The sequence below is a fragment of the Mesorhizobium sp. M7A.F.Ca.ET.027.03.2.1 genome, assembly GCF_003999175.1.
GTDB lineage: Bacteria > Pseudomonadota > Alphaproteobacteria > Rhizobiales > Rhizobiaceae > Mesorhizobium.
Genome location: NZ_RZOM01000239.1, coordinates 1 through 6,609, shown reverse-complemented (window position 1 = coordinate 6,609; position 6,609 = coordinate 1). Strand labels below are relative to the sequence as shown.

6 protein-coding genes are annotated in these 6,609 nt (G+C 63.5%); 1 reads left to right on the top strand and 5 read right to left on the bottom strand.

The features are described from left to right. Positions 1 to 901, top strand: a 901-nt coding sequence (locus EN750_RS12965; RefSeq protein ID WP_127396646.1) for a KpsF/GutQ family sugar-phosphate isomerase, incomplete at its 5' end; no start/stop codon positions are given. 166 nt (positions 902 to 1,067) lie between these two features. Here the strand turns inward: EN750_RS12965 and EN750_RS12960 are convergent. The 5 genes from EN750_RS12960 to EN750_RS12940 form a co-directional block, all read right to left on the bottom strand. Next, a complete protein-coding gene (locus EN750_RS12960) occupies positions 1,068 to 1,532 on the bottom strand; it encodes an NfeD family protein (protein WP_127269754.1) in 465 nt (154 codons plus the stop codon). 11 nt (positions 1,533 to 1,543) lie between these two features. Beyond that, positions 1,544 to 2,494: an SPFH domain-containing protein gene (locus EN750_RS12955; protein ID WP_127269753.1), complete on the bottom strand. Its 951-nt coding sequence runs from the start codon at positions 2,492 to 2,494 to the stop codon at positions 1,544 to 1,546. A gap of 121 nt (positions 2,495 to 2,615) precedes the next feature. Next, positions 2,616 to 3,821 carry an FAD-binding oxidoreductase gene (locus tag EN750_RS12950; RefSeq protein WP_127396645.1) on the bottom strand — a complete coding sequence of 402 codons (1,206 nt, stop codon included), beginning with the start codon at positions 3,819 to 3,821 and terminating at the stop codon, positions 2,616 to 2,618. A 51-nt stretch (positions 3,822 to 3,872) separates the two neighbouring features. Next, entirely contained in the window at positions 3,873 to 4,937 is a 1,065-nt protein-coding gene (gene hemH / locus EN750_RS12945) for a ferrochelatase (RefSeq protein ID WP_127396644.1), read from the bottom strand. A gap of 235 nt (positions 4,938 to 5,172) precedes the next feature. Beyond that, positions 5,173 to 6,609: 5'-nucleotidase C-terminal domain-containing protein (locus EN750_RS12940; protein WP_127396643.1), on the bottom strand; the 1,437-nt coding region annotated here is incomplete at its 5' end.

Below are 6,609 nucleotides of genomic sequence, written 5' to 3'. Positions count from 1 at the left end.
TGCCGAGGCCTTGGAGAACGGATTGGCCGGGCCTTTCGCCCAGGCCGTCGAGACGATCTCGGGGATTGAAGGCCGGCTCATCGTCACCGGTGTCGGCAAAAGCGGCCATATCGGTTCGAAGATCGCGGCGACTCTGGCCTCGACCGGCACGCCGGCTTTCTTTGTCCATCCCGCCGAAGCCAACCACGGCGATCTCGGCATGATCGCCAGGGACGACGCCATCATCGCTATGTCGTGGTCGGGCGAAAGCAAGGAACTGATGGGCATCGTCGCCTATTCCAGGCGTTTCTCCATCCCGCTGATCGCCATCACCGCCGGAGAGACGTCGGCGCTGGCGCGGGCGGCGGACGTGGTGCTGCTTTTGCCGCGCGCTCCCGAGGCCTGCCCGCACGGCCTGGCGCCAACGACATCGACGCTGCTGCAACTGGTGATGGGCGACGCGCTGGCGATTGCGCTGCTGGAAGCGCGCGGCTTCACGCCGGACCATTTCCGCACCTTCCACCCGGGCGGCCAGCTCGGCGCAAACCTGACGCAGATCCGCGAGATCATGCATGTCGGCGACAGGCTGCCGCTGGTGGTTGCGGGCACCGGCATGCAGGACGCGATCCTGGAACTGTCGCGCAAGGGATTTGGCTGCGTCGCGATCACCGACGCCGACGGGGCGCTGGTCGGCATCATCACCGATGGCGACATCCGCCGGCACATCGGCAGCAACCTGCTGGCGATGACGGTGGATCAAGTGATGACAAAAGGCCCGAAGGCCGCGACGCCGGACACGCTGGTGGCAACGGCGCTGCAGACGATCAACAATTCGGCCATCACCAGCCTGATGGTGGTGGAGGGCCGGAAACCAGTCGGCCTCATCCACCTGCACGACCTGCTGCGTATCGGCGCCGCCTAAGGTGTGCTGATCTTAAGGTGATGCCGGCCTGCAAACGACGGTTTCCTGCGCTTCCGGTGCTCACGTACCCAAAGTACGCTCCGCTCCGGTTCTCGGAACCCACCGTTTTCGACTCGGCCTGACCTGAATCTCAACACACCTTGTCCAAGCGGTGGGTTTCAAGAATTCAGACCGCCTCGACGGTCAGTTCCAGATCCGTATCGGCCGCGCCCGTCACGCGCACTTGCGTGCCGGCCGGCAAATCCGGGCCGGAGACACGCCACAGCGTATCGCCCAGCTTGATGCGCCCGCGTCCGTCCCGGATCGGCTCGGCAAGTGTCGCCATCCTGCCGACCATTTGCGCGCCGCGCCGGTTGAGCAGCGGCTGGTCGGTCGGGTCGTTGCGGCTGCCGACCAGCTTCTTGCCGACATAGGCCGAGACCAGCGACAGCGCCAGGAAGGCGAGGACCTGGACCTGCCAGGTCCAGAAGCCGGCGTCCCAGACCAGCAGCGACACGGCGCCGATGATCAGCGCGGCGATGCCGATCCACAGCATGAAGATACCCGGCGCGATGACTTCCATCACCAGCAGGATGAAACCGAGTACCATCCAGTTCCACGGGCCGAGTTCGGAAACGATGCGGTCGATCATTGGTTTCGACCTCAGTTGTCGGTTGGGCGAACGACCGGCGGGCGCGCGGCCTGCCTCTGCGAGCCGGTCGTGCCTTCGCTGCGGAAGACTTCCTTGGCGATTTCGCCAATGCCGCCGAGCGAACCGATCAGCGACGATGCCTCGAAGGGCATCAGCACGATCTTGCTGTTGGTGGCCGTGCCGATCCTGCCAAGCGCTTCAGTGTATTTCAGCGCCACGAAGTAGTTCAGCGCCTGCACATCGCCTTTGGAGATCGCTTCCGACACCACCTGGGTGGCGCGGGCTTCCGCCTCGGCCGAACGTTCGCGCGCCTCGGCATCGCGGAAGGCGGCTTCCTTGCGGCCCTCGGCCTCGAGGATCTGCGACTGCTTGAGGCCTTCGGCGGCAAGGATCTGGGCACGCTTGTTGCGTTCCGCGGTCATCTGCCGGCCCATCGATTCGATAAGGTTGGCCGGCGGGTTGATGTCCTTGATTTCGACGCGGGTGATCTTGATGCCCCACGGGTGGGCTGCCTCATCGACGACACGCAGCAGGCGCTCGTTGATGGCGTCGCGGTTCGACAGGAGTTCATCGAGATCCATCGAACCCATGACGGTACGGATGTTGGTCATCGTCAGATTGAGGATGGCGTTCTGCAGGCCGGAAACCTGGTAGGCGGCCTGCGCCGCGTTGAGGATCTGGAAAAAGGCGATGCCGTCGACACCGACAATGGCGTTGTCGCGGGTGATGATTTCCTGGCTCGGAACGTCAAGCACCTGCTCCATCATGTTCATCTTGGCGCCGATACGGTCGATGAACGGGAAAATGAAATTGAGGCCTGGGCTCAGTGTCTTGGTGTAACGGCCAAAGCGCTCCACCGTATAATTGTAACCTTGCGGGATTGTCCTGATGCCTTTGATCAGCAGCACCAATACCAGAAGTGCAAGTGCACCAATCGCAATATCGAAACCACTGAAATCCATTTGGCTCTCCCTCAGACGAAGGCCGCACAAGCCATTCTCGCGCCGCCGACTTCACCAAAGACTTAAGTGTATTTCAGATGCGTTACAATCAGGTGATGATGGATTGTTTATAGGGTTGCACTCAGCGGTTGAAGGCAAACAATCTTGCATCCATGTCATCCAGCCCGTTGATCGAAGCCGGGACAATCTCGGAAGCGACCTGCGAGAAGGTGATGCCGTTGCCGCCGTAGCCCATCACCGCATGGATGCGCGGGTGGCGGGGAATGGCGCCGATATAGGGCAGGCCGGTGGTCGTGGTGCCGAACGAGCCGGTCCAGGCAAAATCGGGTCTGGTGTCGAGATGCGGAACTATCAGGCCGAGCTTCTCGGCGATGCGTGTGCTCTTGTCGGCGATCAGCGCGTCGCGCCGCGCCTCGTCGATAAAATCCTCGTCCTCGCCGCCGCAAATGACCCGGCCGTCGACCGTCGTGCGCATATACAGATACGGCTCCGACGCTTCCCAGATGAACGCTGCGTCCGGCCAGAGCTTTCGCGGTTGCGGGCGTGTCGCAATCGCCCATGTCGAGATGATCCGGTGGGCGGCGGCCGGCACGATGTCGACAAGTTCGTAGCCGGTGGCCAGAACAACATGTCGTGCGGTTATGGTCGGGCCATCCCTGGTCGCGACGACAACAGCTTCGGCGCTGTCCTCGATCATTGTGGCTTCCACGGGGGCATAGAAGCGTGCCTTGCGCTCCAGGGATTTCAGCAGCAGCCCAGCCGTCAGCTTGCGAGGGTCGAGGGCGATATTGCCGTGGCCGAGAATGGCGCCTTCGCGGTCGATGCCGAATTTCTCGGCTAGCTGTTGTCGGGTTAAGCAGATGGCGCCGATGCCGGCTAGCCGACGTGCCTCGGCCTCGTCGCGCAGTTCCGGCGGACCAAGCATCGTGCCGGCCAGATAGAGTGACGGCATGCGGCTCAGGCCACAGTTGATGCCGAGTTCGGCAATGCGTCCGGCGAGATTGGAAACGGCGAGCCGCGAGCGTCGCCAGGCCTGCTGGGCCGAAGCTCTGCCGACCATCTTCGAGAGCGTGGAGAGAGGCTGGTCTATTTCGAATGCCACCAGTGCGGTGGTTGCGGCCGTCGAGCCCTTCAGCGGGCCGCGCCGGTCGATGCAGATCACCCGATGGCCATCGGCCGTCAGCGCCTCGGCCATCATGGCGCCGCTGATGCCCATACCGACGACCAGCACATCCGTGTTGACGTCCAGGCCGTCCGTCGGCACCGCAGGCGCGCGATAGGCCGACCAGACGGGCTGGCCAGTTCGGAGGTCGAGTTTGCGGGGCATCGCATTCTCCGGAGGCGCGCCTTAACGCCCCGGAGCTTGTGTTGTTCCGGTTCAGACCCAGCCGGACAGTTCGCGCCGCACCATCGCCTCGATCACCGCCATCCCTTCCGCGCTATCGTTGAGGCAAGGGATATGGGCGAAATTCTTGCCGCCGGCATGGTGGAAGGTTTCAGCCGCCTCGCGGCCGATCTCGTCCAGCGTCTCGATGCAGTCGACGGAAAAGCCGGGATTGACGATAGCGATCGACTTGACGCCGTCCTGCGCGAGTTTTTCCACCGTCTTGTCGGTATAGGGCTGCAGCCATTCCTGCGCGCCGAAGCGCGACTGGAAGGTGATGATCAGTTTCTTGTCATCCCAGCCGAGCCGTTCGCGCAACAGCCGCGTCGTCTTCTGGCAATGGCAGTGATAGGGGTCGCCCTTCTCGAAATACGGTTTTGGAATGCCGTGATAGGAGGTGATGACCACCTCCGGCTCGAAGTCCAGTGTCGCCAGATGCCGTTCGATCGAGCGCGCTAGCGCCTCGATATAGACCGGCTCGTCATAGTAGGGCGGCACGCTGCGGACGGCCGGTGCGCGGCGCATTTTCATCAGCGCGCGAAACAGCTGATCGTTGGCGGTTGCCGTGGTCGTCGCCGAATATTGCGGATAGAGCGGGAAGGTAAGGATGCGATCGCAACCCTGGTCGACCAGACGCTGGGCAATGCTGGCGGTTGAAGGGTTGCCGTAGCGCATCGCCCAGTCGACGACGACATCAGGCAGGTCGCGCAGCGCTTCGGCCAGCTTTTCGGCCTGGGCGCGGGTATAGGTGCGCAGCGGCGACTCGTTCTTTTCCCGGTTCCAGATCCGTGCGTAGTTGGCGCCCGACTTCTTGGGCCGCGTGGTGAGCACAAGGCCATAGAGGATCGGATACCAGATTGCCTTGTTGAGTTCGATGACGCGCGGGTCGGACAGGAATTCACGGAGATACCGCCACATCGGCTTGAAATCGGTGCCGTCGGGCGTACCCAGATTGACCAGCATGACGCCGATCTTGCCCGCCTTGACCGGCGGATGCCCAGCGGGCAACGGGCCGGGCGCCTTTGCGGCCTTGGGTTCGGCAGGGGTGGGAAGCGTCATAAGGGTTCTCCGGAAGACGCGAACCTAACCATCTTGCGCGCGCATTCAATGCAGCGTCTGGCCGCACCTTAAAGCGGATTGTCTGAATGGATTCAGACGACCCGCTTTAAGCCTTTGTTTTTATGCACCTCGTTCTCCGAAAACCGAGGTCACTTTGGGGCGACATGCATTAGCCCGAAAACAGGACGCCCGTCCGGTTTTCGGACGGGCGGTGTCATTCAGGCATATAGCGGGGCTATTGCGGCGGGATGGTCAGCGTTGCGCCAACAGGAAGCCGGCGCGGCTCATAACCCTTGTTGGCGCCCGAAATGACCTTCCATTTGGCACCGTCGCCATAGGCCTTCTTGGCCAGATCCCAATAAGTGTCGCCGGCAACGATGACATGGCTGGCTTCGGCCGGTGCGGCCTCCGCTGGCTTTGCCGGCTCGGCGGCGGGAGCCGGTGCCGCCGGGGCGGGGGCTGCTTCAGCCGGTTTTGCCGCCTCTGCCGGTGGCGCCGGCGGGGGTGGCGCTCCCTCTGTCGATATGGCCGGGGGCGTGTTGGCGATGTCGCCCGAGTTGGCCGGCAATTCGGGCATTGCCGGTGCCGCATCGGCAGGCTTGGCGGCTTCAGCCGGTGCGGGCGCCGGCGTGGCCGGCGCTGCTTCGGCTGGCTTGGCCGGATCGGCTGCCGGGGCCGCAGGCGCCGCGGCGACGGTCGCGGCTATTTCGGTGATGCGGCCGTCGAGCTTCGGCGTGTAGGGACGATGGGCGCCGAGATAGTCGGCGACCACCTGTTCGAGGCCGGGGCCGTAATCATAGGCATTCTTGGCCTTGTCGGCGAAGATCTTGTAGCCGTCGCCGCCCTGGCGGACATAGTTGTTGGTGGCGACCAGATAGTCCTTGTCCGGCTTGATCGGCGTCCAGGCGCCGCCCTCCATGACCTCCACCGATTTGACCCGGCCGGCATTGGGCGCAACGGATTTGTCGAAGGAATATTTCAGGCCGGCGACCTGCGGGAAGCGCCCGGCGCCGTCCTCGACCTGGCTGAGGCCGCCCTCGAGGCCGGCCACCAGATCCTTGCCCGAAATCTGGAAGGTCGCCAGCGTGTTCTGGAACGGCAGCACGGTCAGCACCTCGCCCATGGTCACGGTGCCCTTGTCGATCGAGGCGCGCAGGCCGCCGCCATTGGAGATGACGATCTCGACGCCCTGTCCCTTGACGCGGTCGAGGATGGCGTCGGAGACGAGATTGCCCATCGCGCATTCGCGGGTGCGGCAGCTCTCGCGACTGCCGTCGATGACGTCGGTGGTTTCCGCCACTTCCTTGTTCTTCAACGCCTCGATCGGCGCGCCAAGCTCCTTGATACGGGCGAGCACGGCCGGGTCGGGGGTGATCGACTTGTCGAGATAGATCGGGTTGCCGCTGGCCGATTTGACGACTCCATTGTCGTCGAAAACCACCTTGAACTCGCCGAGATATTTCGAATAGGACGCCGCCTGCACCACCGGCACCTTGTAGCCGTCCGGATTGTCGACCATCGTCGGGTAGGGGCCCTCCGCCTTCGGATCGGTGTTCGACAGCAGCGAATGGCTGTGGCCGCCGACGACGACATCGACGCCCGGGATCTTGGCAATGACGTCACGCTCGCGCCTGTAGCCGATATGGGTCACGGCGATGATCTTGTTGACGCC